The sequence below is a fragment of the Paraburkholderia sp. genome (assembly GCF_034668105.1).
In the GTDB taxonomy this organism is placed as follows: Bacteria; Pseudomonadota; Gammaproteobacteria; order Burkholderiales; family Burkholderiaceae; genus Paraburkholderia.
In genome coordinates this window covers 1-26,216 of the sequence record NZ_JAXDPY010000658.1, presented here as the reverse complement: position 1 = coordinate 26,216, position 26,216 = coordinate 1, and the positions used below count along the sequence as shown (strand labels likewise).

The window sequence follows — 26,216 nt, the reverse complement described above, 5'->3', positions numbered from 1 at the left end:
TCCCGCTTATGCCAAAAAAGCGGGCACTGAATGCAAGAATCGGGCCAAACTTGTGCCCTCAGGCCTCGTCACGGTGCATCACCGCACCGGGATGGGTTTCATTGCGATTCTGTTGATCGAATGACGTGTCCTTCTTTGCACCTCAAAAGCATCTTAAGCACAAATTAGGTGCATATCGCCTCCGAATAGGTGAACGTGATCCAAATATGGGCAAAATATTCGATTTGCTTTACGTTTAATTCAAATTGCCGACGTTTAACCCGCATTCGCGGCCCGCGAGGCGATCTGGCGGTGAAAGCCTGCTTCGTGACGCGCCGTCTTTGTCTTCCTGTGCAAACGCCCACATAATGTGCCGTTCCCGCATGTTCTGCCGGCCATCGACTTCCAATGCGTACGCATGAGACTGACCACTAAAGGCCTGTTGCTGATCGCGATTCCGGCCCTCTTCGAGCTGGCGCTGCTGTCCGGCCTGGTCAAGGCCCAGTCGGACTCGGCGCAAGCTGAACAGTGGGCCATCCATAGCGAAGACGTGCTGCGTCAGACCACCGCGATTCTCGATCCGGTGCTGGGTGAGTCCGTCGCGCTGCGCGGCGCGGTGCTCGCCAACGATACCCACTTCGCGACGCCGGTTAGCTTCTGGATGGACGTGGACCGCCGCATCGATCAACTGGCCGAACTGGTGGCCGATAACCCGGGGCAGGTCGAGCGCGTGGTGCAGGTGCGTCAGGCGGCGCAGGGATATCGTCAATGGTCGGACCGCGTGCAGGACATGCTGCATTCCGGGCGGCGGCGCGATCTGCTCGAGCGCTTCCGCGAGCTGGCGCCGGCTGACGTGCTGGATCGCTTCCGTCAGCAGGTGACAGCCTTCCAGGCCGAAGAGCGGCACCTCGACATGTTGCGCTCGAACGCCGCCGACGCCGCGCGTGAACGGCAGCAGATGCTGATCGTCGCGGCCGTGTTCGGCTCCCTGTTGTTTGTCGCGCTGGCTGTCTGGCTATTCACGCGCGGGGTGCGTGGCCGGCTTGCGGTGCTGTCCGATAACGCCGGGCGCCTCGCGGGCAACGAGCCACTGGCGCCGCTCAACCCGGGCCGCGACGAAATCGCCCGGCTCGATCTGACCTTGCATGAAACCAGCCGGCGCCTGCTCGAGGCCGAGCGGATCCAGGCGCGTTTCCAGGCCGATCTCGCGCGCCGCGCCGGCGAACTGGCGCGCATCAACGAGACCTTGCGGCAACAGACTCAGGAAAACGAAATGTTCATCTACAGCGTGTCGCACGATCTGCGTGCGCCGCTGGTGAATCTGCAAGGCTTCTCGAAAGAACTGATTCGCGCGTGTGACGAACTGCGCGCGATGCTGCGCCAGTCGTCGCTCGCGGCGGAGCCGCGCCAGCGCATCGAGCGGGTGGTGGACGAGGATATCGGCGAGGCGTTGCACTTCCTGCAGACGGCCGTGCTGCGTGCCTCGCACATCATTGACGCACTGCTGCGGCTGTCGCGTGTCGGGCGCGTCGAGTATCGGCAGCAAAAGGTCGAAGTGCGCGATATCGTGCCGCGCGTGATCGACGCCATGCAGGCGTCGATCCGGGCACGCCGGGCGCGTGTGATCGTCGAGGACTTGCCGGCGGTGTGGGGCGACCCGACCGCGCTCGAACAAATCTTCGCGAACCTGATCGGCAATGCGGTCAATTATCTGGATCCCGAGCGCGAAGGCCGGATCGAAATCGGTACGACGCCGGCGCCCCCTGGCGTGCATTCGCTACGGATTTTCTACGTGCGGGACAATGGCTTGGGCATCCCGGCGGTCGCGTTGCCGCGGCTTTTCAACGCGTTCCAGCGGCTGCACGGCAATGTCGCGGCGGGTGAGGGCATTGGACTCGCGCTCGTGCGGCGCGTGGTGGAGCGGCACGGCGGGCGCGTGTGGGCGGAATCGAAAGAAGGAGTGGGTACGACGTTTTATCTGTCGCTGCCCGAAGCCGAGGCGCGGATGGCGCAACTGGCTGTTGCAACGCATGCCAGCTCGGCGGACGGTGTTCATGCGGTTCGCGCTACGCTTGCCGGCTTCGCTAATCGGGATGGGGCTGCCCCGAGCGCTGGCGGGGCGCCACCTGTCGCCAATGCCGCCGATGCCGCGCCCGGCATCAGTACGCGCTAAAGAGCCGGCGCGGTTTGAGCAGTTTGCTGCCGCGAATCGACCAATAGAAGCCACAGGCGATCAGGATCGCCACGCCGGTCAGCGCCTCGAGCGGCGCCGGATGCAGGCCGGCCAGGCCGTCGACTCGGAGCAGGCCGCGCGCGGCGATCAGCAGCGCCGCCCACCACGCGCAGGCTGCTTGCACCAGCATGCGCATGCCTGCCAGACGTCGCGCGCGGTTTTCTCGCGACCAGTTGGCCGGTGTGCGCGCGCAGAAAAAAGCAATCGCCATCAACGTGACGGCGAGAATGACGATCCAATCGGTCAGTTCCATCGAAAAGGCTCCCAGGTCCAACCGGCGACTATAGGAAAGCCTTTCGCTGCGAACTATCGGATTAGTCTCAAAATGCGCGTGCGTTTTGGGTGTGTTTGGGGTGCGTTTCGGCGAGCGCCCGGCCGCGCGGGCAAGCCGCTCGCCTCAGGATCAGAGTTCGATCCGGGTGCCGAGCACTACGAGGAATTGACGCAGCCACTCAGGATGTGCAGGCCACGCGGGAGCGGTGACGAAATTGCCGTCCGTGATGGCGGCGTCGACCGGAATGTCGGCGTATTCGCCGCCGGCCAGCTTCACTTCGGGCGCGCAGGCCGGGTAGGCGGAAATGCGCTTGCCGCGAATCACGTCGGCGGCGGCCAGCAGTTGCGCGGCGTGGCAGATCGCGGCGATCGGCTTGCCGGCTTCGGCGAACTGCCGCACCAGTTCGATCACCTTCTGATTGAGCCGCAGATATTCCGGCGCGCGGCCGCCGGCGATTGCCAGCGCGTCGTATTGACGGGGATCGGCGTCGTCGAATGTGGCATTGAGCGTGAATTGATGGCCAGGCTTTTCGGTGTAGGTCTGGTCACCTTCGAAATCATGGATCGCGGTCTTGATCTTCTCGCCCGCTTTCTTGTTCGGACAGACTGCGTCGACCACGTGGCCGACCGCCTGCAGTGCCTGGAACGGCACCATCGTTTCGTAATCCTCGGCGAAGTCGCCGGTCAGGAACAGAATCTTCTTTGCTGCCATCGCATGCCTCCTATTGATCAACGGAACACATCGAACGCTTTGGAAGTCTACTCCAACGCGTTTGACAGAACCGCGACGGGGCATCCCGGGGGCATCCCGCGGGCATCCCATCAGGCATTTCGAATGGCGCGCGTTGCAGGCGGACGGCGTTGCAGGCGGGCGGCGCCGGCGCGTCTCGAAGCGATGGCGCGGCCTGTCGGCGCCACCGCGCCAAGCGCCGACGTCAGCCTCCGCGCGCGCGGCAGCGTCGAGCGCGCGGGCTTCCGGGTACTCGAAGAGGAGGCAGTGTGGCGCAACGGCGTATCATGAGCGCGTTTTCGCATGCGGAAGCCGCTCGACGCGGCTCACACTCAAACATGACTTTATCTATTCGTTCGCCATTGTTGCGTCGCACCGCTGTTGTCGTCCTGGTGTTCGGCGGCCTCGCGGCCTGTCAGAAGAACGATGCGTCGGCCGGACAGGTCGGCGGCAAGCTCAACGATGCAGCGCAAGTCGCCGGTCAGAAGCTCGATCAGGCGGCCAGCTACGTCGGCCAGCAGGTCGATGCCACCAAGGCCGCCGCGGAGCAGAACCTCGAATCGGCGTCCGCGCCGTCGATCACGATCGATCCCGCGTCGCTGGCGTCGACCGCGCAAGCGAACCTGCAAGGCGCGGCAAGCGCAACTGATGCGCAACTCGGCAAGGCGGCGTCGCTGACCGGCCAGAGCCTCGAGTCGGCGGGGCGTAAGCTGCAGGAGTGGTCGGCGCAAAGTTCGGCTTCGTCGGCGGGCGTGTCGGCTTCTTCGTCGGCGTCGAACGATTCAGGCGATGCGCAAAAGCAGATGGACAAGTGATATGACGCGCGTTGCGTCGATCGGTTTGACAGCCGGCTTGACAGATGCTTTGACAACCGGATTTAATGTAATTACCATAGTTACATTATTGTCGTTGCCGGACAGGGTCGCTGTGAATACGAGTAGCCGGTTTGCGTTCGCGGTACATGTGCTCGCACTGCTGTCGTTGCAGGAGGGCACGCCGCTCTCGTCGGAGATGATCGCGGGCAGCGTGAATACGAATCCCGCGTTGATCCGGCGGTTGTTGACCATGCTGGCCGATGCGGGCCTCACCACCTCGCAGCTTGGCGCGGGCGGCGGCGCGCTGCTTGCCAGGCCGCCTGACGAGATCACGCTGCTCGAGGTCTATCACGCGGTGGACGACGCGCAATTGTTCGCCATGCATCGCGAGGAGCCGAATCCGGCGTGCATGGTGGGGCGGAATATCCAGGTTGTGCTGCGCGGTATCATCGACGAAGCGCAGCAGGCCATGCAAGCATCGCTTGGCGCGCGCACGCTGGCCGATGCCACTTCCGAGCTGGTGCGCGCCGAGCGGGCGCGTGAGCGCAAGCGTCGTGCGCAGATGACGTAACAACGAAGCAGTACTGAAGCGTGCGTGTCCTGCAGTCGAGAGAGACGCGCGCGCCTGAAAACGGACGGGGGCTCAAGCCCCTCTTTTTTCGGCGTTATATGTAATCAATGCAGTTACACATAAGCGAATGACAGGAGTATCGAAATGAGCAAACAGTTGAAAATCGCATTGTTCGGTGCCACCGGCATGATTGGTTCGCGGATCGCCACGGAAGCGGCCAGTCGCGGCCATCAGGTCACCGCGCTGGCGCGTAATCCGGCGCGCGTGCCGGCCGGGGTGGCGAATCTGCAAGCCGCCCAGGCCGATCTGCTCGACGCCGCGAGCGTCGGCGCCGCGGTGCGCGGTCACGACGTGGTGGCGAGCGCCTATGCGCCGCCGCAGGACGATCCCGGCGTGGTGAGCAAGGCGACCCATGCGCTCGTCGAAGGCGTGCGCGCGGCGGGCCTGAAGCGCCTCGTGGCGGTGGGCGGCGCGGGGACGCTCGAGGTGGCGCCGGGCAAGCAACTGGTCGACGCGGACGGTTTCCCGGACGCCTACAAGGCGGTCGCACTGGCCCACCGCGACGCATTCAACTACTACCGCGGCGTCAACGATCTCGATTGGACCGTCTTCGCCCCGGCCGCGTTGATCGCGCCGGGCGAACGCACCGGCCAGTTCCGCACCGGCGCGAACACGCTCATCGCCGACGCCGAGGGCAATAGCCGCATTTCCGCGGAAGACTATGCGATCGCCTTCGTCGACGAATTGGAGCAAGGCCGTTTCATCCGCCAGATCGCGACGGCGGCTTATTGACGCTCGACGCAGCGCACGCCGCTCGGGTCGGGCGGGGTCCGTGGCGTGCATCTGAGCGGAGGCCCAGCGGCGGCCCAGCGGCCGTTCAGCGGATGAAGGCGGCCAGCAATTCCTCGACCATGCGCAAGCGTCCTAACAATCGGTTACGCATGTTCGATGGCCGCCGGTAAAACTGCGGCTACACTGGCGTCTCCCGTTTTCTCACGGATCGCCATGCAGTCATGCCCGTCCCGGCGTGAGTCCGGGGCCGCGCCGTCCAACGGCGGGCAACCGGCGACTCACGCCGCCTTTCGTTTCTCTTTCGCTCATCCCGGATGCCACACCCGGCGCGGCGTTCGCCCTCATGTCGCGGCGTGGTTCGGCGCATGGGCGGCCACGGTCTGCTTCGCGCTGGTTCTCGCCATCGGATGGCTGCCCGCGACGGCCTATGCCGCCGGCGCCACCACGCCGGTCATTCCGGCATTGCAAAGTCTGATCAATAGCGCGACCGCGACGCCTGCGTCGGCCGCCGCGGGCGCCTCGGCGGCGGAAGCGGCCTCCGCGCCGTCGCCCGCCAGCCAGGCGGAACTGGCGCGCTCGCTCGACAGCGTGATCGCCACGCTCGACAACGACCGGCAGCGCACCGCACTCGTCGCCCAGCTCAAAAAACTGCGCGAGGTCTCGCAAAACGTCGCGCCACCGGCGTCCGCGCAACCGAGCCCCGGCTTGCTCGGTGCGATCGCCTCGGGCATCGCGTCGTTCGAATCCGACGTGCATCACGGCCGCACGCCCGTGCGCTATTGGGGCGGACGCTTCAACGCGGCCGGCAACGAGCTCTACACGATCATTTCGGGTCAAGGGCAGGAGAGCTTCGGCCGGATTGTCTTTTCGATGTTTGCGATGCTGGCCGGCTGGGGGGCGTGCGCCGGTGCGCTGATTTACGTGCAACACCGGTTATACCGGCGCTTCGACATCGTGATGGGGCTCAAGCCGAATCCCACCACACGAGAGCTGCTGATCTTCGCGCTGCGCCGTGTCGGACCCTGGATCGTCGCGTTTCTCGCCGCGCTGCTGTTCTTGCGGGCGATGCCCGACGCGCTCGGCCGCACGCTCGGCATGGTGGTGGCCTACGCGATCGTCGCGGGCGCGGTGTTTTCGGCGATCTGTCTGATCATGTTTTCGTTGTTCGGCTCGGGGCATCGGCGGGTTGCGGTGCATCTGCTGATCGAACACGCGCGGCGCGTGCTGTTCGTGGTGGGCGTATGCGCGGCCCTCGGCGATGCGGCTGTCAACTACGACGTCGAGCATCAGCTCGGCTCGAACCTCGCCGCGCTGATTTCGACGGCCGCCAATATGACGGCGGCCGTGCTCACCGGCTACTTCGCGCTGGCCTTCCGGCGGCCGGTCGCGCATCTGATTCGCAACCGGCCTTACGAGCAGCGCCACACTCACAAGGCCGCGACCGACGCGTTCGACGTTCTCGCCGCACTCTGGCACATGCCGGTGCTGGTGCTCGCTACAGCGTCCGTGGTCGCCACGCTCGGTGGCTCGGGGTCCAGCGAGAACGTGCTGCAGATTTCGGTGGTGACCGCGTTGTTGCTGGTGTTCGCCTTCTTCCTCTCGGCCGTCGTCTTGCGCATGACGCGCCCGCGCAGCCCGCGCGCGCGGCGCCGCTCGCCGTATCTGACGCGCCTGCTGCGCTTTTGCGGCACGCTGCTGACGCTTTTTATCTGGCTGTTCTTCTTTGAACTGGCCGCGCGGTTGTGGGGGGTGTCGCTCGCGGAAGTCGTGGAGGAAAACGTTGCGGCGCGCGGGATCGCGCACGCGGTGACCGCGATCATCGCCACGGTGTTCATTGCGTGGCTGCTGTGGATCCTGGTCGACACCGCGATCACCGAGGCTCTCAATCCGGGTGCGCCGCGCAACAAGTCGCGCAATCCGAGCATGCGCGCACGCACCATGCTGCCGCTGCTGCGTAACGTGCTGCTGGTGTCGATCATGACGATTGCCGGCATCGTCACCGCGGCGAACCTGGGCATCAACGTGACGCCGCTGCTGGCCGGCGCCGGCGTGATCGGTCTCGCGATCGGTTTCGGCGCGCAGTCGCTCGTGACCGACCTGATCACGGGCCTCTTCATCATCATCGAAGATACGATTTCGGTCGGCGACTGGATCGACGTGGACGGCGGTCATGCGGGCACGGTCGAGCATCTGTCGATTCGGACCGTGCGCTTGCGCGATGGGCAAGGCGCAATTCACGCGATTCCGTTCTCGCAGATCAAGATCGTCAAGAACCTGTCGCGCGACTTCGCCTACGCGGTGTTCGAAGTGCGGATGGCGTTCTCGACCGATGTCGATGAGATTACGCAACTGATTCGCGAAGTGGGTGCCGATCTGATGGCCGACTTCCGTTACCGCCGCGAAATGCTCGGGCCGATCGAGGTGTGGGGGCTCGACCGTTTCGATCCGAACTGGATGGTCGTGAAAGGACAGATCAAGACGCGGCCGTTGCAGCAATGGAGCGTGGCGCGCGCCTTCAATTTGAGGCTCAAACGCAAGATGGACGAAGCCGGTATCGAGATTCCGGTGCCGCAGATGCGGGTGTACACGTCGTCGAAGGATAGCGAAGGACAGCCTTTGCAGGACGATGAATTGCCCGCGGCAGCTGCGCATGGGCATGCGCACGCTGAAGCGGTGGCATCGACACGTGGCGCGCATGCTGCGGTCGCGGTGGCGCGCGATGTATCGCACGAACCGCGTCCGGCGCCGCCGCCGACCGGGCAGACCGCGCCGATTCCCCCGCAGATTTCTACGGCGGGTGATGCGGGCGGGAAAAGCTGATTGGGGTGTGGGTTAGATGCCGGCTGCGCTGGATGCGGGTTGCATCGTTGCTAGTGGTCAGGTGTTAATTGCCGGTCGCCGGTCGCCGGTCGCCGATTACCGATTACCGATTACCGATTACCGATTACCGATTACCGGTCGCCGGTTTCAGAGGCGCGCCGGTGCGTCGGCCGCGTGCACGATGTCGTTGACATGTGTGGCGATCTGCGCGCCCGCGACGCCGTAAATATGCAGCGAGACGGCCGGCGCGTCGCTGCCATTGCCCAACCGATGAATGCCGCCTCGGCCGCCCCGTACAAACGACACGGCGCCGGCATGGCGCGCTTGGGTCCGGGTCGCGCTTGCGCAGCGCAGTGCGCCATTCCATTCGAAGACTGTTTCACTCAACATGCCGTGGAGCACCGCGTAGCCGCACCATGTGTGATGCGCATGCACGGGACTCGCCTGCCGCGGCAGCCATACCAGCGCGGCGATCGCATAGCGGCCGTGCGGATCCGCGGCCAGCAGGTGGCGCCGGTAGTTTTCCACGGAGCCTTCGCGTTGCGCGGGTGTGAGCAAGTCGGGATTCGCCGCGGCTTCGGCCAGTGCGATGCGCATGCTGCGCGCGAAGAAGGTCGAATCCGACGGTTCGGCGAATTTCGCGCAGGCTTCGAACATTGCGTCGAGCGCGTCGCACAACTGCGCAAGCGGCGCGCTGCGATGCGCGAAAGAGGACGCGTCATTCGCCCCGGCAAACTGGGCGGCGTGGCTGGAGGAACGGGCGACGGGTATTGAACGGAGGTCTTGGCTCATGATCGCTGCGCAGCGGTGGGGCTGCTTATCGGCTATTTTTGATAGCCACATTTATACCCGTTTGCCTGGAGAAAGAGTTTCCATATAATTCCCCTTCAAGTCTAAAAAGTAGAATAATTTCCTGTGGGAGTGTCACGATGGGAATGGATATCATCGATCGGAAGCTGCTGGAGCTGCTGCAGGAAGACGCCACCATGCCGATCGCCGAGCTGGCGCAACGCGTGAATCTGTCGCAAACGCCTTGCTGGAAGCGGCTGCAGCGTCTGAAAGAGACGGGTGTGATTCGCGCCCAGGTGGCGCTGTGCGATGCGCGCAAGCTCGGCGTGGGCACGACGGTGTTCGTCGCGGTGCGCACGAACCAGCACACCGAGGCTTGGGCGCAGACTTTCACGCGCGCGGTGCAGGAGATTCCGGAGGTCGTGGAGGTGTACCGGATGAGCGGCGAAACGGATTACCTGCTGCGCGTGGTGGTGTCCGATATCGACGACTACGATCGCGTGTACAAACTGTTGATCGCAGCCGTGCCGCTGTATGACGTGAGTTCGAGCTTTGCGATGGAGCAGATCAAGTATTCGACGGCGCTGCCGGTGCGGCCTTCCGTGGTGGTGGAAGGGCGCTGACATGCAAGCCATGTGCAAGCTCAGGGGGCGTAGAATGCCGCCTTCCCAGACATCATTCGCGACTGCCTCGCGAACCGAGCCCGCCTCATGAACAAACCGCCGCGCAAGAAGAACCCGACCTTTGGCATTGCTGTTTTCATCGTGGTCGCGGTACTGCTGGTGATCGCCACGCTCTTCTATAACGCCATCACGGAAAAGCGCGAATTCGACCGCGAGAATACGCCGGCGCCGGCGATTTCATCGGACGCGGCGGCAGCGGCTGCGGCGACTGTAGCGAAGCCCGCAAGCGGCACTGCGCAATAGGACGATCCGACCGACCGCCAATGCGCGGTGGTGCCTGATTCAGCGGCGAAGCCTGGCGCACGGTTGATGGCTGGCATGCGCCGAGGCCCGTTGCTTGTCCATTGTTCCTCTTGCCCATGCACATGACGGGCCGGTTTGCGCTTCAGTCGTTTCACTCGTCCGGCAGGCGGATCACGCTCGCGTCCTTGCGAATCAGCGTGGACGCCGTCAACATCTGCTTGCACTGGTGGGCGAGCAATTTCATATCGTGTACGGCGTCCGCCGGGGAGTCTGGCGATTTCTCCGTTTCGACCACCATCGCATCCAACTCACGCGACAATTGCTTGATCTGCTCCCCCTGATCGGCCGGCGGCGCGCTGCCGGCTTCGGCTTCGGTCAGGTTGTCGCGGATCACGCTTAGCGCGCGTTGCAACGGCTGGAGTGACACGCTGTCGACCTGCTGAGCAGAGGTGCGCAGCAACGGCGCGGCCACCGTGATCTGCGAGGCGAGCACGTGGCTGCGTACCAGCAGGCCGTTCAATTCAGGCACGAACTTCTGCGCGGACTTCGGTTCGAGCATCATGCGCTGGAACGCCTGGCCCAGATTGGCGAACGCCACATGGACGTTCTTGCGTGCGAGCCGGTAGCGATAGTCGCGATCGAGCGCTGTTGCAGCGGCTGCGGCGGCAGGGGATGCGCCGCCGGTCGGTTTGGCGGTTGCGTTGCTGACCGTGGTGGTGCCGGCGCTGCTTATGCTCGCAGCTCCGCTTATGCTCGAAACTCCGCTTACGCTCGCAGCTGCGCTGGCGTTCGCAGCTGCGCTGGCGCTCACCGCTCCGCTTGCGCCAGCTTTTGGCCCAGCATTGCCGGTCGCATTTCCTCCGGCGTTTGCCATCGCGAGCGCCGGTTTGGCGAAATCAATCGCCGGATCTGCCATCGCCGCGGCGGGTGCGAATGCACCGCCCTCGGTCACGGTAGCGACTACCGCGGCGGCCGGCTTGCCGCTCCACCACCAGCTCGCTTCCAGATACTGCCGCGTCGCGCTGATCATGTTGTTGACGAGCTTGCCCATCAACCGGTATTCCCAGTAGGGGAACAGATGGCTCGCCGCAATCGCGATCGCGCAGCCCACTACCGTGTCGATCGCGCGTTCGCCGATGATCCGCATGCTGCCCGGCGCGAGCAGATGGAACATGAGCAGCACATACGACGAGGTGAACACCACGCTCGCGGTGTAATTGAACAGCAGCAAGCTATAGCTCATCACCATCGACGCGAACATCACCACCAGCAGGATGTGCGGCTCATCGACGAAGATCATCAACGCGATGCTCGCCGCGCAGCCGATCAGCGTGCCGATGATCCGCTGCCCGTTACGCTGCTTGGTCAGCGAATAGCCGGGCTTCAGAATGATGACGGTGGTCATCACGATCCAGTATGCATTGGTGAGCGGCAGCAAACGGCCGAGCCAGAAACCCACGGCGACCGCAATCGTCACACGCAGCGCGTGGCGGAAGCTCGGCGAAGCCATGGTCAGATTCGAGAAGATCTGCCCGAACGGCACGCGGCGACTCGACACGAAGCGGGAGAGCGCCTGGTCGAGGCGCAGTTCGGTCTCGGTCGCGCTGGGGTCGCTCGACAGGCTCTTGCGCATCTTGTCGATCAGCCGCGTGGCGCTCCAGATACGCCGGAAGGTGGACGATATCGCCGAATAGGCCTCAGGATTTTTGGCGGGCAGGTCCTGCTTGCGCATCACTTCGATCTCGAACTCGATCGCGCGTAGTTCGGCTTTTACGTTCACGCGCGTACGCGGCGGATGATTTTGCAATACCGCGAGTCCAATCTCTTCGAGATCGGCTGCGGATTTGCGAATCAGATCGCGATAGAACACCAGCAGGTCGGAGCCGCCGAACGTGTTGCGGACCACCGAATAATCGACGTGCGTGCCGACAAAGAGTTCGTGCAGATCGACGGTATTGATGAACAGATTGAACAGCATGGCCCGGCGTGGTTCGAGCCGGCCGCTTTTCAGCTTGGGCAGATTGCGCAGCACAATGTCGCGCGCGGCATCCTGACGTTCGACTGCGGAGATCTGCTTGTCGACCAGATTGCGATAGCACTCGTCGAGATCGTTGTCGAGATCGTAGAAGGCGGCGCGCGCGAGCAGGTAGTCCGCACATGCGAACACGCTCTCGGCGAGCGCCTGCTGTTCGATCCGATGCATCATCCAGCGGCTCACGAAGGTCGACCAGTACGTGTACCAGAGGCCGCCCACCAGAACCCACGACGCATTGACGAGCGCCTGCATTGGCGTGAAATGATCTTCCAGCGTCATGATCATCATGAACAGCGTGGCAAAGCTGATCTGCGGCCAGCGGTTGCCATATACGACGATCAACGAAAGCACGAAGGTGAGCGGCACGACCGTGCACCACAGGGCCACCGGATTGACCGTGGCGATACCGGTGGCGAGCGCGGACAGAAAACCGATCACCGTGCACGCCAGCATCTCGTTGTGCTTGTACTTGAGCGGGCCCGGCATATCGACCACGCATGCGCCGAGTGCGCCGGTCGCGATCGTGAAGCCGAGTTCGCGATCGTGAAATACGATCAGACACAACACGGCCGGTAACGACACGCCCACTGCGATGCGCAGGCCGCCATAAAAGTACTGGCTGTAGAGGAAATTTTTTATTTCAACCGAATAGCGCATCGACTGCCTGGATTCCATTCACTGAGAAAACGCGGTTGACGAGGCCGACCCGGAGCAGACCCAAACTGCCGTCGAGTCTAACTGATTTTGTGCCTGATCTGACCTCGTCCGTTTGGCCAGGTTCTGCCCTGGTGGCGCGTTTGTTATGCTGTCGCTTCAATATCTGCCGCGGCCCGCGCGTTCCGCTCGCGTCGCATGCTTCCCCGGAATCCATGCTCCAGCTCTTCTACTCGAACCGCTACGAAACCCTTGTCGGCGCGCTGCTCGACGACCTCGCACAGGCGCCGTCCGATCCCTGGACCGCGCAGCCCGTGATCGTCCCGAGCGCGGCGGTGCGGCGCCGGCTCGAGCTCGATATCGCGGCGCGTCAGGGCATCTGCGCGAATGTCAATTTTGGTTATCTCGCGCAGTGGTTGTGGGCGCAAATCGGCGGCGTAATCGAAGTGCCGAAGCATTCGCCGTTCGCGCCGGACCGGCTCGTCTGGCGGTGCTACCGGCTGCTGGGAGAGGCGGATGAAGCCCTGTCCTGGAACGCCTCGCCGCGTTTGCGCACTTATCTGGACGCGGCGGATGCGTCGATGCGCTACGAACTGGCGCGTCGCGTGGCCACGGTGCTCGACCACTATCTGACCTATCGCCCGGAATGGCTGCTGCAATGGCAAAAGGGCGGATCGATCTTCGCGAGCGGCGGCGCGGACGACAGCGGTCCGCGTCTCGTCGGCGCAAGTGAAGCGGCGCGTGAGGACGAGCGTTGGCAAGCGGCATTGTGGCGCGCCGTGCTCGCGGAAGTGGCGCAAGCAGCAGGTAACGCGCAAACGCCGGCGGCCGCGTTGCCGCCTGCTTATCGCTTTCTCGAAGAGATCGGCACGCTCGATCTGGAAGCCATTTCGAACGCGCAATGGCCCGAAGCGGTGAGCGTGTTCGCACTGCCGACCATGCCGCCGCTGCACGTCGCATTGCTGCGCGCGCTGTCGCGCTGGGTCGATGTGCGCCTGTATGTGATGAACCCGTGCCGTGAATTCTGGTTCGACGTCGTCAGTGCCGGCCGTGTCGAGGCGCTCGATGTTGCAGGCCAGCTCGACTATCAGGAGGTGGGTCATCCGCTGCTCGCCGAGTGGGGCCGCCAGACTCAGGCGCAACTGCACATGCTGCATGAGTTGACCGAGAGCGCGGCATCCGGAGAGACGGGCGACTTCAGCGAAAATCCGGAACCGAGCTGGCTCGCCGCCGTGCAGAACGGCATCCTCGATCTGCGCGCTGAAAATGACACGGACGAATTGCCGATCGAAAACGGCATTGAAGTTCACGTGTGTCACAGCCTGTCGCGGCAACTCGAAGTGTTGCATGACCGCCTGCTCGGCTGGTTCGACGAGTTCGACGATCTGCAGCCGTCCGACGTGCTGGTTGCCGTGTCCGATCTTGCGGCCGCCGGACCGCTGATCGATGCGGTGTTCGGCACCGCGCCGCCAGGCGACACGCGCCGCATTCCGTATCGGATCACTGGTTTGCCGCCTTCGCAGGCCAATCCGGTCGCGCGTTTGCTGCTGGATTGGCTGGCCTTGCCCGAGCGCAGCGTGGGTGCGCCGGATCTGATCGAATGGCTGCGGGTCGATGCGATCGCCGCGCGTTACGGGATCGATGCCGGCGCCCTTGAAGCCGCGCAGGAATGGCTCGCGGCAGCCGGCGCGCGCCGAGGCTTGACACCTGTCGAACCGGCGGGCGAGCACGTGCCTGTCGCGCGTCATACGTTCGCCGATGCGCTGACCCGGCTGTACCTCGGCTACGCCATGCCCGAAGGCGGCGAGCCGGTCGATGCGTGGTTGCCGGTTGCAGGCGCCGACGGTTCCGACGCGGAGTTGCTTGGGCGCCTGTCGCGTTTCGTCGACGATATCGAGGCATTCGCAGCGCGCTGCGTGGTCGAGCAGACACCTGCCGAATGGACGCAACTGCTGCTCGAAACGCTCGGACAGTGCTTTGACGGCGGCGTGGCGTTTGCCGACTCGCTGGCGGCGGTGCGCGACGCCATCGACAAGATGGGCGACGCCATGCAAGCGGGCGCACAAGACGTCGGACTGCCGGCCGCCGTGGTGCGCGGCGCGCTGACCGAGGCGCTCGACGACCCGGCGCGCGGCGGCGTGCCGTGGGGCAGTGTGACGTTTTCGTCGCTGACCAGCTTGCGCGGCTTGCCGTATCGCATTGTCTGCCTGCTCGGTATGGACGACGGCGTGTTGCCGAGTCTCGCCCGCGCCGACGAATTCGACCTGATGGCCGCGTTCGGTAAAGCGGGCGACCGGCAGCGCCGCGACGACGAACGCAATCTCTTCCTCGATCTGCTGCTGGCCGCGCGCGACCGGCTGTTCATCGCCTATACGGGCCGCAGCATTCGCGACAATGCGCCGTTGCCGCCGGCCGCGCTGGTCGACGAATTGCTCGATCACCTCGCGCAAGTGTCGGCGGGGGAAGCGGCGAGTCCCGCGGAAATCGAAGCCGCGCGGCATGCGTTCATCATCGATCATCCGTTGCAGGCGTTCGCGTCGGACTATTTCTCGTCGCAACGAGGCCTCTTCACCTACGACGTGGATCGCGCGGAACTGGCCAGTTTGCTGGCCGCGCCGCAGCATCCGGCGGCCGCGCCATTCTTCGATCAACCGTTGCCCGCCGAAGACGCGGCGCCCGTGGCGTTCGACGAATTCGTGCGTTTCTGGCGTCATCCCGCGCGCGCATTGTTGCGCGACCGGTTGGGTATCGTGTTGTCGGATGCGCAGGGCGAATTGCTCGACACCGAGCCGTTCGAGCTCGATTGGGCCGGTCGGGACGCCTTGGCGGAGCGGCTGTTGCCGGTACTGCTGGACACCGATATCGAAGACGAAGACGGCATGTTCGAGCGCGTGCGCCGCGTCGCCGCGGCCAGTCCTGAACTGCCGGGTGGCGCGACCGGCGCGGTATGGCGCTCGCGCGAACTCGGCGCGCTGCGCCAGCTCGCCGACAGCGTGCGGCGCGAGGCTGCTGCGGGCGTCGAGCGTTTGCCTTTCGTGCTGGATATCGTGCCGCGTTGGCCCCACAGCGCCGACATCGCGGAGACGCTTTTCGGCCCGCATGACGCGGCACTGCGCAAAGCGGCCGAAACACCGTTGCAACTGCACGGCACCCTGAATTTACTGACCGAAACAGGACAAGTGATTTTTCGCTACGCCAAACCTACCGCGCGCGACTATCTGTCGGCATGGCTTGCCCATCTGGTCTATTGCGCGGCGCAGCCGAACGGCCCGCGCCGCACGGTTTGGCATGGCAGCGGCGGGAGTTTCGAACTCACGCCGGTTGCCGCGCCGCTCGATGAACTGGCGCCGCTTGCCGCCTTGTTCAGGGCCGGACGCATGCTGCCGCTGCGCTTTTTTCCGAAGAGTGCGTGGGTGAAGGTCAGCGAGAGCGATTCCGCGGCGCAGGGCGTGTGGATCAATGACCGTGTGCGCGGCGAATCCGACGACCCCGCGTTGCGCATCGCGCTGCGCGGCACGCCGCTTGCGCTCGACGAACCATTCGGCAGTCTGGCCTCGATCGTCTTCAAGCCGCTCGTGCAGCATCTGCGGAGCGCATCATGAGCGCCGCCGTTCATCATCACGCGCTGGTCGCGCAGGAGCTCGACGTTTTCGCCTGTTCGCTCGACGGCGTCAACCAGATCGAGGCATCGGCGGGCACCGGCAAGACCTGGAACATCTGCGCGTTGTACGTGCGGCTGCTGCTCGAAAAGAACCTGAATGCGGATCAGATCCTGGTCGTCACCTTTACGAAGGCGGCGACCGCCGAGTTGCACGAGCGGATTCGCGGCCGGCTCGCGGAACTGGATCGGGCGATCGATACGGACGACGACGGCGGCGACCCGTTCATCCGGCGTCTCTTTGAAACGACGCTGGCGCCGGAGCGCGGCATCGATCGCGAGACCGCGTTGAAAGTCGTACGCCGCGCGCTGCGTACGTTCGACCAGGCCGCGATTCACACCATTCACGCGTTCTGTCAGCGTGCGTTGCAGGAAGCGCCGTTCGCCGCGGCCATGCCGTTCGCCTTCGAAATGGAAGCCGACGACGCGGCATTGCGTTTCGAAATGGCGGCTGATTTCTGGCGCGAGCAGGTGGAACCGGTGGCCTATGCGCATCCTGCTTTCGCTGCATGGCTGGTGGCCAAACGCGCCGGTCCCGCGTCGCTCGATGAACAACTCGCGCGGCGCTTGAAGAAGCCGTTGGCGCAGCTGCGCTGGGGCAAGCTCGATGCCGGCGGAGGTAGCGCCGATCCGCAGGCGGGTTTCGATACTGCCTGCGCGGTCTGGCAGGCGGAGCGCGAGGCGATCGTGAGGCTGCTTGGAGACGCGCAAGACCGTCTGAGCAAGACTTCGCACAAGCCGGACCTGGTGAGCGCCGCAATTGCCGCCTGGAGCGACTACTTCGCCCAGGGCGATTGCCATGCGCCGCCGCCAAAGGCTGCTTTGAAGCTGACGGCTTCGGCGTTGAAGAAGGCCACCAAGGTCAAGTTCGAAGCGCCCGAGCATCCGTTCTTCGAGCACGCCGAAGCGCTGGCCGCCGCCGTCGTCGCGGCCGAAGCCGCGCAACGCACGCGCTGGCTTTCGCTCGTGGAAACCTGGCTCGACTACGCGCCCGCGGAGCTGGTCGCGCGCAAACGCACGCGCAGGGTCGTGTCGTTCGACGACCTGCTGTCCAATCTGTATCGCGCGCTCGCGGCCAACCCCTGGCTTGCCGATGCGTTGCGCACGCGTTATCCGGCTGCGCTGATCGACGAGTTTCAGGATACCGATCCGTTGCAGTTCGCGATCTTCAGCCGCATCTTCGCGCCGGCCGGCCCGCTGTTTCTGGTCGGCGATCCGAAGCAGGCGATCTACAGTTTCCGCGCGGCCGATCTGCACACCTATCTGGCGGCGCGCGCGGCGGCTTCGGCCTGCTATACGCTCGCGGTCAACCAGCGGTCGACCGCGCCGATCGTCGAGGCTTGTAACCGGCTGTTCGAAGCCAATCCGCAGGCATTCGTGCTCGACGGTCTCGACTATCAGCCGGTGCGGGCCGGCGAGCGGCGTCGTCCGCCTTTCTCCGAGCCTGAAGCGAACGCGGGCGATTTCCGCATCTGGACGCTGCCCCAGGGTGACGCCGCGTTCACCAAACGCGAAGCACAGCGCGCGGCGAGCGAAGCCTGCGCCGCGGAGATCGTGCGGCTCCTGCGCGGCGCGCGCGGAGGGTCGGTGACGATCGGCGACGCGCCGCTCGCGCCGGGCAATATCGCGGTGCTCGTGCAGACGCACAAGCAGGGCAGCCTGATCAAGCGTGTGCTGGCGTTGTGGGGCGTCGGCAGCGTGGAACTGGCGCAGGCCTCGGTGTTCGCGACGCTCGACGCCGAGCAGATCGAACGCGTGCTGGCCGCGGTCGATACGCCGGGCGATCTGCGTCGTTTGCGTGCCGCGCTTGCGACCGACTGGCTCGGCCTCGACGCCGCCGCGCTGTGGCGCCTCGAGCAGGTCGCGGATGCGCCCGCACCGGCCGACGATCCCGCGCATGCCGCCGACGCGATGGGTTGGGTCGAACGTTTTTCACGCTATCGCTCGCTCTGGCATGAACGCGGCTTCGCGTTGATGTGGCGCACGCTGATGCGCGAGCTGCGCGTCGCACAGCGTCTGGTGGCCGGGCCTGACGGCGAGCGTCGTCTGACGAACGTGAATCATCTGGCCGAACTCGTGCAGGCGCGCGCCGCCACGCAACCCGGCATCGCGCCGACTTTGCGCTGGCTCGCCGCGCAACGCACGCAAGGTGGTGGCGAAGACGCGCAGTTGCGGCTCGAGTCGGATCGCAACCTCGTGCAGATCGTCACCGTCCACAAATCGAAGGGGCTTGAATATGCGGTGGTGTTCTGTCCGTTTCTGAACGACGGTGCGCTGCGCGAGCCGCCGTCGTCCGGCTTGCCCGATGCGCGCGAATATCACGACGAGACGGGTGAGGCCGTGCTGCACTACGGTTGCGATGACGACGAAGCCGAACGCGCGTCGCGTTACGCGGCGCGCGAACAGGCGGCGGAGCGGGCACGGCTCGTCTATGTGGCGCTGACGCGCGCGGTGTATCGCTGCTATCTGGTTGCCGGTACTTATCTTTCGTCGCGCTCCACCAAGGAGTCGCGCCGCAGCGTGCTGAACTGGCTGGTGGGCGGCAGTGGTCACAGCTTCGACGACTGGCTCACCGATCCACCCGACGAAGCCGCCTTGTCCGAGCGATGGCGCGCGCTGGCGGGCGGCCCGGTCACGTTGCAGGCGTTGCCGAAAGTGGAGCGTCGCGTGCCGCTGGAAAGCCTCCAGGATAGCGGGGCGCGGATGCAGGCGCGCGCCAATCGGCGGCCGTTGCGCGATCAGTGGCGCATGGCGAGCTTCAGCGGCTTGATCGCCGCCGGCAGCAAAGCCGAAGAGGCGCCCACGGCGATGGAAGAAGTGCGCCCCGATCACGACGAGATCGCCGATGCGCTCGTGCCGACGCCTTTGCCGATGCCGCAGGCGCCGTCCTACGCTGAGGACGATATCCTGGCGTTTCCGCGCGGCGCGGCGGCGGGCGACTGTCTGCATCGCATGTTCGAACTCGCGGATTTCACCGCTCCGGATAAATGGCCCGATGCTATCCGTGGCGCGTTGCGCGAGCGCCCGGCGCCGGCTGCGCCCGAACTTGCGGCGCGTTTGCCCGCCATGATGCACAACCTGATCGCGGACGTCGTGACGACCGAACTCATGCCCGGCATGGCGCTCGCCAGGCTGAATCCGCGGCGGCGCCTGAACGAACTTGAATTTCTGTTTGCCGCGCCTTCGCTCGATTTTCCGGCGCTGCGCGAGCTGCTGATCGAACACGGCTATCCCGACGTCGCGCTGGAACCCGGCGTGTTGCGCGGTTTCGTCAAAGGATTTATCGACATGATCGTCGAGCACGACGGCCGTTTCTGGATCGTCGACTGGAAGTCGAACCATCTGGGCGATAGCGCCGCCGACTACGCCGCGGCGCCGCTCGAAGCGGCCATGGCGAGCCATGCATATCACCTGCAGGCACTCCTCTATACGGTGGCGTTGCATCGCTATCTGAAAACGCGGGTGCGCGATTATGCGTATGAGACGCACATCGGCGGCTATCTCTATCTGTTCGTGCGCGGCGTTCGTCCGCAGTGGCGCGATGCCGATGGACCGGCGGGCGTGCACATGCGGCGCCCCGCCTTCGAACTGGTGGCGCTGCTCGACGCGGCGATGATCGGAGGTGTCGCATGAGCACGTTCGAGCGGATCTCTTCCGCGCCGCCGGAGCTCGACGACATTGGCGTGAATTTACCCGCGCCGGCCGATTTCAGTACCGCGCTGGCCGAAGGGTTCGCGCGTCGCATCGGCACGCTGGCGCGGCGTGGCGGTGCGTCGGGCGAAGCGGTGAAGTGGGCGGCGCGGGCCGCTTTCGCCGCGAGCCGTGCGACTGCCGAAGGGCATGTGTGCTTGCCGCTTGCGGTGCTGGCGCGACGCTTCGATGCAGCAAGCGCGGAAGTGCGGGCGGCGCTGTTCGCAAGCGGCATGGCTAGCGACGGCTCGCCGCACGCGGCGGCGTTGCGGCCGTTGGTGATCGATGGGCAAGGACGACTGTATCTGGCGCGTTACTACGACTATGAACGGCGCCTCGCGCGCTCGCTGGTTGCGCATGCGGGCGGAGATCCGGAGACGCAGATGGATGCCGGCGACGGCGGCAATGCCAGCGCAAGCGCAGCTTCTCGTGCGGATGCAGATGGAGATGTTGGGTCAGCGGCGGGTACAGCTGGGGATGTTGGCGCAGAAGCCGTTGCAGGTGCAGAAGCGGGTGCAGGTGCAGAAGCGGGTGCAGATGCAGAAGCGGGTGCAGGAGCAGGAGCAGCAGCGAACGGCGACGCCACTGCCCAAACACTACACACACGTCTGCTGCGTTATTTCGGGCCGCCGCAGGACGACGAGCTCGACTGGCAACGTGTCGCGGCGGTCATGGCTCTGTCAGGGCGCCTGACCATCGTCAGCGGCGGACCAGGTACCGGCAAGACGACGACCGTGGTCGGGGTGCTCGCCTGTTTGCTGGATGCGCGGCCCGATCTGCGGATCGCATTGGCGGCGCCCACCGGCAAGGCGGCGCAACGGATGCAGGAAGCTCTGCTCGCCCGTGCCGGCGATTTGCCTCCCGAACTCGCCGCGCGCTTGCCGCAGACGTCGTACACCTTGCATCGGTTGCTCGGTTCGGGGCCGGGCGGGCGCTTCCGGCATCATCGCGACAACCCGCTGCCTTATGACGTGGTCGTGATCGACGAGGCGTCGATGATCGACGTGGCGATGGCGGCGCACCTGCTCGACGCGATTGCGCCGCACACGCGTCTCGTGATGCTGGGTGACAAGGACCAGCTGGCCGCCGTCGAGGCCGGTGCGGTGTTCGCCGAGCTCAGCGCGCGGCCGGCTTTTACGCGCAACGGGCTGCAGCGGATCGCGGCGGCACTGGGCATTGAAGCGGCGCGCTTGTCGCAGGCATTGCCGGACGCGTCGAGCGATGCCGACGAAGGGCCTGACGATCGTTTCGCGCAGATGGACGCAGGGGGCGATTCCGATACGCCAAACCCGCTCGCCGACTGCGTCGTCTGGCTCGAGCGTAACTATCGATTCGGCCTCGAATCGCCGATTGGCCGCTTGTCGCTCGCGATTCGCAATGGCGCGGCAGCCGCGGCGCTGGAAGTGCTGCGCATCGACCCTGGCGAGCCCTGCGCAGCGGCGCTGCACGAAGACACGCATGCGACGCTGGCTGATCGCACGGTCGCGCGGCTTGCCGCAGGCTTCGCACCGTACGCGGATGCGCTCGCCGAAGCGCTAGCCGCCGATACACCGGACCCAGCGCCGCTTTTCGATGCGCTGAACCGTTTTCGAATTCTGTGCGCGACCCGATCGGGGCCGCGCGGTGTCGATCAGGTGAATGCCGCGATGGCCGCGCAGGTGCGGCGCGCGGCGGGGGTGACGCTGGCGGTAGGCGCGCAATGGTTCGCCGGACGCCCCGTGATGGTCACGCGCAACGATTACGCACTGGGTCTGTTCAACGGCGACATCGGCATTGCGCTGCCGGGTGCGGGCGGCGCGTTGCGAGTGTATTTCCGTACTGGCGACGGCGGTCTGCGTGCCGTATCGCCTGCGGCGCTGCCGCCGCACGACACGGCCTTCGCGCTGACGGTGCATAAGTCGCAAGGCTCGGAATTTCAGCATGCGGTGCTAATGTTGCCGTCGGTGTTCAGCCGCGTGTTGTCGCGCGAACTTGTGTACACCGCAATTACCCGTGCGCGTGAGCGGGTGGAAGTGATCGGCGCGCGCGCGGTGCTGGCGCAGGCCATTGCGACGCCGACACAGCGTGACTCGGGGTTAGCCGCGCGGATTGGGGAGGCGTGGCGGGGCGCTTAGTGGGTGGCGTGGGCGACGGGCTTATGCGTGCGTGACATGCCTGCTTTAGGTGCGTGGGTGCTTAGGCGGTCCGGCAGAAAAGGCAGAAAAGGCAGAACGGGCAGAACGGGCAGAACGGGCAGAACGGGCAGAACCCCTGCGCGAGCGCTTCCAGGCACTCAGCCGAGCTCAGCCCGCGATCCCGCCGCCAGGCTGCGCACGCACCGCGACCCGGCTACGCATGGTCTTTCGATACCACAGCGTCCACAGCGTCAGGGCGCCGTAAATGCCATAGCCGATGAATGGCGACGCCACGAGGAAGTGCTCGATCGGCCAGGTCAGCGCCATCCATGCGCGCAGCGCCGTCTCGCCGGTCAGGCCGAGGCCCCAGACCAGCGTCATGAGCCGCATCGCACTGACGAGAGCAGGCCGCTCGCGCCATAGCGCTTCGAAGCGCTCGGCACCGCCCTCCATTTCACGGGCGACGGTGGCGCGCGCGAGATAGAAGATCAGCGGGCGGCGCATCGGCAGCGACAGCAGAAACACCACGCCCACCGCGCCGGACACCAGCGACTCCCGCAGCAACAGCATGCGGGGACTGCCGCCCAGCGCCATCGCCGCGACCGACAGCACGATGCCCGCGACGACCATGACGCTGAGCGCATCGACGCGTCGAAAGCGCACCAGCTCGATCAGGCTCCAGACGATCGGTGGCACGGCGGACGCGATCAGCGCACCGGTCTCGCCCAGGTGCGGCAGCGCGAGGCGATAAGCAAGCCACGGCAGCAGAAAGTTGACGGCCAGTTCCAGCACAAAACCCGGACGGAGCTTCATATGAATTTACGCTGTAAGCGAAAACGGCAGTATCGATGAAGCGGCTGCGCCGATGCAAATAGTTTTTCGCATCGGCGGCCGCGCCCGATAGTCCCTAGGCTTTAATCCGCAGCGCCCTGTGTACACTTGCGTCTCCTAGCTCAATCCAGTCATGACATCCCGTTATCCAATTCCGCCGAATGAAATCGAATTGACCGCAGTGCGCGCGCAAGGAGCGGGCGGTCAGAACGTCAATAAGGTTTCGAGTGCCATCCATCTGCGTTTCGACGTGCAGGCTTCGTCGTTACCGGAGGTGCTGAAGATGCGCCTGCTCGCGCTGTCCGATCATCGGCTCACGCGAGACGGCGTGGTGATCATCAAGGCGCAGGAGCATCGCACTCAGGAGATGAACCGCGCGGCGGCGCTGGCGCGGCTGGATGAACTGATTGAAAGTGTCAGCGTGACGCGCAAACCGCGCGTCGCGACCCGCCCGACGCGCGCATCGAATCGGCGGCGCCTCGACAGCAAAGCCAAGCGTAGTGAGATCAAATCCGGCCGCGGGCGCGTGGAGGATTAACGGCGCGGCTGAGACCGCCAGCTGCCGCGCTCAGCGTTTGCCCGCGCGCGCGCCCGGACGGGCATCGGCCGGCGACGTCGTCGGCACAAAATCGACGCACAGCACATGCGTGCCGTCGCGCTCGAAGGCTAGTGCCGCGGTGTAGCAGTCCTGGCCGTCCGCGAGCGAATAGTGCGGCCCCATCATGGCGACGCGCCCCGGTGCTGCCAGCGCATGCTTGAAATACGCGCGCCGCGACCAGTTGCTGTGCGTCTCGGTGTAGAGCGGCGCGAGCCGCAGCGGAGGCGGCGGCACCGCGGCGGCGGCAACGGACGCTTGAGTCTGTTCGCCCTGGCCGTCGGTGATGAATACGCGGCGCGCTTCGGGCAGATGCCAGATCTTTTGCGCGGCTTGCCGCAGATCGCCGGTTGCCTTGAAGGTCTCGGCGGCGGCGAGCACGGCCTCGGCGAACCCTTCAAAGCCGAGCCGCTGGTGGCCCGCATGCGCGCGTTCATAGGCGGCGAACTTGGTCCACATCGACTCGATCAGTGCCGGCACTTTAGCGCACGCGGCCTGCACCGAGCTCTTCGGCTGGCCGAGCCGGAAACCCTGCACGAAATCGACGTCGGCCTGCATCAGAATCATCAACTCTTCATCGGTCTCGACGCCTTCGGCCAGCACCAGCGTGCCGGACTGATGGAGCATCGCGATCAGATGGCTGATCATCGAATCGTCGCCTTCGCGCTTTCCCGCACGCGCGACAAGTGAGCGGTCGAGTTTCACGATGTCGGGGCGAAAGCGCCACACACGGTCGAAGTTCGAGAAGCCGGTGCCGAAGTCGTCGATCGCAATCAGGAAATCGCGTGGCTGCGACGCCGCGAGCATGCTGGCGACGGCGGATTCATCGTCGGCGGGTTGTTCGAGTACCTCGATAACGATGCGCTCCTGCGGCAGGCCGAAGTGCGCCGAGAGTTCGTCGATGAAGGTGCGCTGCGGCCAGCCGGTTTCGAATACCTGCGGACGCGTATTCAGAAACAGCCAGCCCGTGCTGATGCCTTGCTCCATGAAGTTCGCCACATGCAGGCAGCGTGCGATGCGGTCGAGTTCGCGCGCGTCGGCGGCCGAGCGTGTGCCGGAGAAGAGCACTTCCGGCGAGACCGGCAAACCGACCGGGTCGAACGCGCGCAGCAAACCCTCATAACCGACCACGCACTGATGCGTCACGGATAGCACCGGCTGGAACACGCTATGCAGCGTCAGCGCACGCCACGTCGCAGTCCAGCCGGACTCGTCACGGACCAGATGCGGGAGCAGGCCGCTCAGGGTCAATTCTCTGACAGTCGGCATAAGGGCAGGCATGAGTGCGGGCATGGTGACATCGCGGCAAACGGGTGACGGGGCGCGCAAACAGATTCGGCGCGCAACGGATGCACAGCCCAGGCGGCGGCAGGGTGAGGCGGGCACGGCCCGGAAACGCGGAGAGCAATGCCAGCCATGCTGGACTCCGGCGGAATTGGTCAAAACCAGTCTAACAGTTCGGACTTCGCATGAATGTGCGGGTTATCACAAACGCGGGACTGAGGCAGGTGCCCTGCAAAGCGGCCTCAGCGCGGCGGCCAGCCTCGGCGTTGCGGGCATCTCGCGTGAGCTTCGGGCTCGTTTCTGTCGCACAAGACATGCGTTGCAAACGAAAATCAATCGCATGTATTAAACCGAGGGTAGCAGGGCGGTGAGTGGCCGCCCGCCAAACTCCAGGCCAGGACGGTGCTCAGATGTTTCGCGTGTATGGGCCTTGCGCGCGTCTTTCATCAGACGAGCGCGATCGTCGTCGCCATGCAGTCGTCTGCAGGTGTTGCGGGCGCGGTTATGCGGCTGCGTTTTGTGAATCAACGGAGGACAGGGCATGGCGGAAATCGCGGGTGGTCGCGATCTCGGTGGCAGAGCCGGACCAGGAAGGCCAACTGCGCGATGGGCAAACAAAAAAAGGCGAGTGAACTGCCAGGCCGGATCCGGCCTGTGCGGCACTCGCCGTTTTATCTTTAGTGCGTGGCTTGCGGGACGTCGAGAATCAGGATGATCGTCCAGTCGGCATCGCCGTCGTGGTGATACTGGCGCTCCGCGACGATAAACGGTTGCTGCTTGCCGTCCGGGCCGAGAAACAGCACGTCGCCTTCCATCGGCAGGCACTCGACGGGCGGCAGCGCGAGAAACGCTTCCTGACCGCCGCGCGGCATCAGTTTTTCGATTTTGCGAGATGCTGCTTCAGTCCATTCGATATCTAGCTGGATGTTGCTCATGCTGTCCTCCGCACCAAGGTGCGCATAGGTTAGGGGGAGTCCGGCCGGGCGCCGGTCGGTGCGCGACTTTAGCATAACGTCAGCCAGGCGCAGCGGGCCTGCAGGTCAGTCCATTAGACAACAAAAAAGCCGAAACCGGCGGTTGCCGGCTTCGGCTTTTCACCTTCGCGGTGTGGCCGCGGGGTGATGGTGTCGCTGCGCTTACGAACTGGCGGCCATTGGCTTGGCGGCCTTCTTATGGTGCGGGGCCATCTTGTGATGTTTTTCCGGCATAGGCGCGCTTTGCATTGCTTGCTGGCGGTTTTGCAAATCTTGCGCGCGCTGTTCGACGTCGGCGGCCTTGGCCGGATCGGTGCTCATCATGACGCCGTTGTCCTGCGCATAGGCCGCGCCCGTTACGGCACTGAGGGAAACCAGGATCGCCAGGGACACTTTCTTCATTGTTACCTCCGCAGAGTGGTTGTGGACCCGAGTACATGCCTGTCCAATCGG

20 protein-coding genes are annotated in these 26,216 nt (G+C 64.9%); 12 read left to right on the top strand and 8 right to left on the bottom strand.

Features of this window, described 5'->3' with window-relative positions:
• Positions 1-397 precede the first annotated feature (397 nt).
• Positions 398-2,152 carry a sensor histidine kinase gene (locus tag QOC89_RS29265; protein ID WP_323048228.1) on the top strand — a complete coding sequence of 585 codons (1,755 nt, stop codon included), beginning with the start codon at positions 398-400 and terminating at the stop codon, positions 2,150-2,152.
• Here the strand turns inward: QOC89_RS29265 and QOC89_RS29260 are convergent.
• Together QOC89_RS29260 and QOC89_RS29255 are read right to left on the bottom strand one after the other, a co-directional pair.
• Positions 2,139-2,465 carry a hypothetical protein gene (locus QOC89_RS29260; protein WP_323048227.1) on the bottom strand — a complete coding sequence of 109 codons (327 nt, stop codon included), beginning with the start codon at positions 2,463-2,465 and terminating at the stop codon, positions 2,139-2,141. The genes QOC89_RS29265 and QOC89_RS29260 overlap by 14 nt on opposite strands.
• Before the next feature lie 150 nt (positions 2,466-2,615).
• The gene (locus QOC89_RS29255; RefSeq protein WP_323048226.1) at positions 2,616-3,197 is read right to left on the bottom strand and encodes a DJ-1/PfpI family protein; all 582 of its coding nucleotides are present in this window, start codon (positions 3,195-3,197) and stop codon (positions 2,616-2,618) included.
• 123 nt (positions 3,198-3,320) lie between these two features.
• Here QOC89_RS29255 and QOC89_RS29250 point away from each other — a divergent pair, with 123 nt between their 5' ends.
• From QOC89_RS29250 to QOC89_RS29230, 5 genes are all read left to right on the top strand, one after another.
• Positions 3,321-3,506: a hypothetical protein gene (locus QOC89_RS29250; RefSeq protein WP_323048225.1), complete on the top strand. Its 186-nt coding sequence runs from the start codon at positions 3,321-3,323 to the stop codon at positions 3,504-3,506.
• Positions 3,507-3,553: 47 nt separating this feature from the next.
• The gene (locus QOC89_RS29245; RefSeq protein ID WP_323048224.1) at positions 3,554-4,030 is read left to right on the top strand and encodes a hypothetical protein; all 477 of its coding nucleotides are present in this window, start codon (positions 3,554-3,556) and stop codon (positions 4,028-4,030) included.
• A 112-nt stretch (positions 4,031-4,142) separates the two neighbouring features.
• On the top strand, positions 4,143-4,601 hold the full coding sequence (locus tag QOC89_RS29240) for an Rrf2 family transcriptional regulator (RefSeq protein ID WP_323048223.1): 459 nt from the start codon (positions 4,143-4,145) through the stop codon (positions 4,599-4,601).
• Between the two features lie 144 nt (positions 4,602-4,745).
• Positions 4,746-5,393 (top strand): NAD(P)-dependent oxidoreductase, encoded by a 648-nt coding sequence (locus tag QOC89_RS29235; protein WP_323048222.1) that lies wholly within the window; start codon positions 4,746-4,748, stop codon positions 5,391-5,393.
• Positions 5,394-5,606: 213 nt separating this feature from the next.
• Positions 5,607-8,213 (top strand): mechanosensitive ion channel family protein, encoded by a 2,607-nt coding sequence (locus tag QOC89_RS29230; RefSeq protein WP_323048221.1) that lies wholly within the window; start codon positions 5,607-5,609, stop codon positions 8,211-8,213.
• A gap of 147 nt (positions 8,214-8,360) precedes the next feature.
• Here the strand turns inward: QOC89_RS29230 and QOC89_RS29225 are convergent, their stop codons facing one another.
• Positions 8,361-8,870 (bottom strand): cysteine dioxygenase family protein, encoded by a 510-nt coding sequence (locus tag QOC89_RS29225; RefSeq protein ID WP_323048230.1) that lies wholly within the window; start codon positions 8,868-8,870, stop codon positions 8,361-8,363.
• Between the two features lie 272 nt (positions 8,871-9,142).
• Here QOC89_RS29225 and QOC89_RS29220 point away from each other — a divergent pair, with 272 nt between their 5' ends.
• A complete protein-coding gene (locus tag QOC89_RS29220) occupies positions 9,143-9,625 on the top strand; it encodes an Lrp/AsnC family transcriptional regulator (protein ID WP_179730863.1) in 483 nt (160 codons plus the stop codon).
• Positions 9,626-9,712: 87 nt separating this feature from the next.
• Positions 9,713-9,928, top strand: a complete 216-nt coding sequence (locus QOC89_RS29215; RefSeq protein ID WP_323048220.1) for a hypothetical protein — start codon at positions 9,713-9,715, stop codon at positions 9,926-9,928.
• Positions 9,929-10,079: 151 nt separating this feature from the next.
• Here the strand turns inward: QOC89_RS29215 and QOC89_RS29210 are convergent, their stop codons facing one another.
• Positions 10,080-12,620: an FUSC family protein gene (locus QOC89_RS29210; protein WP_323048229.1), complete on the bottom strand. Its 2,541-nt coding sequence runs from the start codon at positions 12,618-12,620 to the stop codon at positions 10,080-10,082.
• A 212-nt stretch (positions 12,621-12,832) separates the two neighbouring features.
• On the opposite strand from QOC89_RS29210, the gene recC reads away from it, so the two are divergent.
• From recC to recD, 3 genes are read left to right on the top strand one after another with little or no spacing between them, the layout of a single operon-like run.
• Positions 12,833-16,219 (top strand): exodeoxyribonuclease V subunit gamma, encoded by a 3,387-nt coding sequence (recC, locus tag QOC89_RS29205; RefSeq protein WP_323048219.1) that lies wholly within the window; start codon positions 12,833-12,835, stop codon positions 16,217-16,219.
• On the top strand, positions 16,216-19,908 hold the full coding sequence (gene recB, locus QOC89_RS29200; RefSeq protein WP_323048218.1) for an exodeoxyribonuclease V subunit beta: 3,693 nt from the start codon (positions 16,216-16,218) through the stop codon (positions 19,906-19,908). Before recC ends, recB begins: the two co-directional genes overlap by 4 nt.
• The gene (gene recD, locus QOC89_RS29195) at positions 19,905-22,079 is read left to right on the top strand and encodes an exodeoxyribonuclease V subunit alpha (RefSeq protein WP_323048217.1); all 2,175 of its coding nucleotides are present in this window, start codon (positions 19,905-19,907) and stop codon (positions 22,077-22,079) included. The genes recB and recD overlap by 4 nt, the downstream gene beginning before the upstream one ends.
• Positions 22,080-22,247: 168 nt before the next feature.
• Here recD and QOC89_RS29190 read toward each other — a convergent pair whose 3' ends face one another.
• Positions 22,248-22,892, bottom strand: a complete 645-nt coding sequence (locus tag QOC89_RS29190; RefSeq protein ID WP_323048216.1) for a VC0807 family protein — start codon at positions 22,890-22,892, stop codon at positions 22,248-22,250.
• A gap of 151 nt (positions 22,893-23,043) precedes the next feature.
• Between QOC89_RS29190 and arfB the strand changes: the two genes are divergently transcribed.
• Positions 23,044-23,448, top strand: a complete 405-nt coding sequence (gene arfB / locus QOC89_RS29185) for an alternative ribosome rescue aminoacyl-tRNA hydrolase ArfB (protein WP_120292934.1) — start codon at positions 23,044-23,046, stop codon at positions 23,446-23,448.
• A gap of 30 nt (positions 23,449-23,478) precedes the next feature.
• Here arfB and QOC89_RS29180 read toward each other — a convergent pair whose 3' ends face one another.
• From QOC89_RS29180 to QOC89_RS29170, 3 genes are all read right to left on the bottom strand, one after another.
• Positions 23,479-24,774: an EAL domain-containing protein gene (locus tag QOC89_RS29180; RefSeq protein WP_323048215.1), complete on the bottom strand. Its 1,296-nt coding sequence runs from the start codon at positions 24,772-24,774 to the stop codon at positions 23,479-23,481.
• A 692-nt stretch (positions 24,775-25,466) separates the two neighbouring features.
• Positions 25,467-25,724, bottom strand: coding sequence for a hypothetical protein (locus QOC89_RS29175; protein ID WP_007182306.1), 258 nt, complete (start codon positions 25,722-25,724; stop codon positions 25,467-25,469).
• 201 nt (positions 25,725-25,925) lie between these two features.
• Complete coding sequence (locus QOC89_RS29170) at positions 25,926-26,165, bottom strand: hypothetical protein (protein ID WP_179730880.1); 240 nt, start codon at positions 26,163-26,165, stop codon at positions 25,926-25,928.
• Positions 26,166-26,216 lie beyond the last annotated feature (51 nt).

Excerpts from the sequence above, each read along its gene's own strand:
- QOC89_RS29265 (WP_323048228.1), top strand. The coding sequence starts at position 398 with ATGAGACTGACCACTAAAGGCCTGTTGCTGATCGCGATTCCGGCCCTC.
- QOC89_RS29260 (WP_323048227.1), bottom strand. The coding sequence starts at position 2,465 with ATGGAACTGACCGATTGGATCGTCATTCTCGCCGTCACGTTGATGGCG.
- QOC89_RS29255 (WP_323048226.1), bottom strand. The coding sequence starts at position 3,197 with ATGGCAGCAAAGAAGATTCTGTTCCTGACCGGCGACTTCGCCGAGGAT.
- QOC89_RS29250 (WP_323048225.1), top strand. The coding sequence starts at position 3,321 with ATGGCGCGCGTTGCAGGCGGACGGCGTTGCAGGCGGGCGGCGCCGGCG.
- QOC89_RS29245 (WP_323048224.1), top strand. The coding sequence starts at position 3,554 with ATGACTTTATCTATTCGTTCGCCATTGTTGCGTCGCACCGCTGTTGTC.
- QOC89_RS29235 (WP_323048222.1), top strand. The coding sequence starts at position 4,746 with ATGAGCAAACAGTTGAAAATCGCATTGTTCGGTGCCACCGGCATGATT.
- QOC89_RS29230 (WP_323048221.1), top strand. The coding sequence starts at position 5,607 with ATGCAGTCATGCCCGTCCCGGCGTGAGTCCGGGGCCGCGCCGTCCAAC.
- QOC89_RS29225 (WP_323048230.1), bottom strand. The coding sequence starts at position 8,870 with ATGTTCGAAGCCTGCGCGAAATTCGCCGAACCGTCGGATTCGACCTTC.
- QOC89_RS29220 (WP_179730863.1), top strand. The coding sequence starts at position 9,143 with ATGGGAATGGATATCATCGATCGGAAGCTGCTGGAGCTGCTGCAGGAA.
- QOC89_RS29215 (WP_323048220.1), top strand. The coding sequence starts at position 9,713 with ATGAACAAACCGCCGCGCAAGAAGAACCCGACCTTTGGCATTGCTGTT.
- QOC89_RS29210 (WP_323048229.1), bottom strand. The coding sequence starts at position 12,620 with ATGCGCTATTCGGTTGAAATAAAAAATTTCCTCTACAGCCAGTACTTT.
- recC (WP_323048219.1), top strand. The coding sequence starts at position 12,833 with ATGCTCCAGCTCTTCTACTCGAACCGCTACGAAACCCTTGTCGGCGCG.
- recB (WP_323048218.1), top strand. The coding sequence starts at position 16,216 with ATGAGCGCCGCCGTTCATCATCACGCGCTGGTCGCGCAGGAGCTCGAC.
- recD (WP_323048217.1), top strand. The coding sequence starts at position 19,905 with ATGAGCACGTTCGAGCGGATCTCTTCCGCGCCGCCGGAGCTCGACGAC.
- QOC89_RS29190 (WP_323048216.1), bottom strand. The coding sequence starts at position 22,892 with ATGAAGCTCCGTCCGGGTTTTGTGCTGGAACTGGCCGTCAACTTTCTG.
- arfB (WP_120292934.1), top strand. The coding sequence starts at position 23,044 with ATGACATCCCGTTATCCAATTCCGCCGAATGAAATCGAATTGACCGCA.
- QOC89_RS29180 (WP_323048215.1), bottom strand. The coding sequence starts at position 24,774 with ATGCCGACTGTCAGAGAATTGACCCTGAGCGGCCTGCTCCCGCATCTG.
- QOC89_RS29175 (WP_007182306.1), bottom strand. The coding sequence starts at position 25,724 with ATGAGCAACATCCAGCTAGATATCGAATGGACTGAAGCAGCATCTCGC.
- QOC89_RS29170 (WP_179730880.1), bottom strand. The coding sequence starts at position 26,165 with ATGAAGAAAGTGTCCCTGGCGATCCTGGTTTCCCTCAGTGCCGTAACG.